Here is a 1,891-nt window from a genome sequence, read left to right on the forward strand (position 1 = left end):
CCCGCCGGCACCCCCGGCCGGCCAGCCCACCTACGGCTACCCGCAGGCACCGCAGGCACCTCAGCCGCCGCAGGGCTACGGCTACCCGGGGCAGCCCGGCCAGCCCGCCCAGCCGCAGCAGTACCAGCAGAGCTATCAGCAGGGCTACCAGCAGCAGTACCAGCCGCAGCCCCCCACCATGCCGATGCAGCCGCAGGCCGCGGGCGGTGGTCCCGGTGAGGGCAAGAAGAAGATCAGCAGCCAGATGGCGATCATCGTCGCGGCGGTCGTCGCGATCGCGCTGATCGTCGGCGGCGGTGTCATCTACGCGACGTCGAAGGACGACGGCGACACGAAGACCACCGCGCAGGAGTCCGGCAAGGGCGGCAAGGGCAAGGACGGCAAGGGGGAGGGCGGCGACGCGCTGCCCCAGCAGGGCGACGCCAAGGAGAAGGCCCCGGCCGACCCCTCGGCCAAGGTCCTCATGCAGCTGCCCCAGCCGGAGATCCCCAAGGACCAGATCTGGACCGCCACGGGCTCCGTCCTGACGGACGACATCTACGCCAAGGCGGGCGTCAACGAGCTGAACGGCTACGACCCCGACACCGGCAAGAAGAAGTGGACGATCCCGCTCTCCGGCATGACCTGCGCGATGTCGCGCGAGGTCACCAAGGACGGCATCGCCGCGGTCGTCACCGAGGAGGCCAAGCGGAACAAGAAGGGTGACTACCAGCAGTGCACCAACGTCTCCGCGGTTGACCTGAAGTCCGGCAAGAAGCTCTGGACCGAGAGCGCCGAGACCAACGGCATGAAGGCGACGTTCAAGGAAGTCACCATCTCCGGCACCACGATCGCCGCGGGCGCCGGCACCTCCAGCGGCGGCGCCGCCTGGGACGTCACCGGCAAGTCGCTGTGGACGCCGAAGGTCGGCAAGTGCCAGGACGTCGGCTACGCCGGCGGCGACCAGCTCGTCGCGGTCCGCAAGTGCGGCACGTACGGCGACTACAAGCTGAAGGTCCAGCTCCTGGACCCGAAGACCGGCGACGACAAGTGGACGTACCCGATCGCCCCCGGCGTCGACAACGCCAAGATCATCTCGACGAACCCGGTCGTCTTCGGCCAGGACACCACCGAGATCACCGCCTCCGGCGTGACGGACGTCTTCTCCCTCGGGAGCAACGGCAAGCTGCGCACCAAGATCTCGCTGGAGGACGGCAAGTACGACCACGACTGCGGCGTCAACATGGTCAACGACTGCCGCGCGATCGCGGTCGGCAACGACCGGCTGTACGTCCCCACCCGCCAGCACGACGGCAGCGGTGAGAGCTACAACCGCACCAACGAGATCGTGTCCTTCTCGCTGGCCACCGGCAAGCCGACCAGCGACCGCGCGGTCGCCGGCGACAACGGCGAGATCTTCCCGATCCGCATGGACGGCGGCAACGTCCTCGCGTACAAGGCGCACGGCTACCAGAAGGGCGCCCAGGTCGTCTCGCTCGACGGCAAGACGATGAAGGAGACCAAGCTCCTGGAGACCCCGGGCTCCCAGGCGGTCACCGACGCGATCAGCGGCATGGTCCCGAAGTCCAACGAACTCCTCTACGGCAACGGGCACCTGTTCCTCGGCAAGAAGCTGCTGAGCAAGCCCCTGTCCAAGGGCGAGAAGGAGTACGTGGCGATCGGCTTCGTCGCGAAGTAGCGCGGCGCCCCACCGCGGGCCACGCACGGCGGCCGCCCCCTCGGCGCACGAGGGGGCGGCCGCCGTCTTTCGTGTACCACTCGGTGCGCCCAATCACCCCTGAATGGCCGGGATTTCGGCATTCCGGGCCGCTTCTGGCCGGTAGGGGGCGCGCAACGTCGAACAAGCGTGTAGCTTCCGGGAGATGGAGGGCCGGGGGGCCTGGGGGAACTG

1 protein-coding gene is annotated in these 1,891 nt (G+C 68.7%); it reads left to right on the forward strand.

The genetic code is table 11. The annotated features are described in order from the left end of the window. A partial coding sequence (locus tag AOK22_RS36275) for an outer membrane protein assembly factor BamB family protein (RefSeq protein WP_244165253.1) occupies nucleotides 1-1,678 on the forward strand: 1,678 nt, incomplete at its 5' end. Nucleotides 1,679-1,891 lie beyond the last annotated feature (213 nt).

The sequence above is a fragment of the Streptomyces silaceus genome (assembly GCF_001419745.1).
GTDB classification, from domain to species: Bacteria; Actinomycetota; Actinomycetes; order Streptomycetales; family Streptomycetaceae; genus Streptomyces; species Streptomyces silaceus.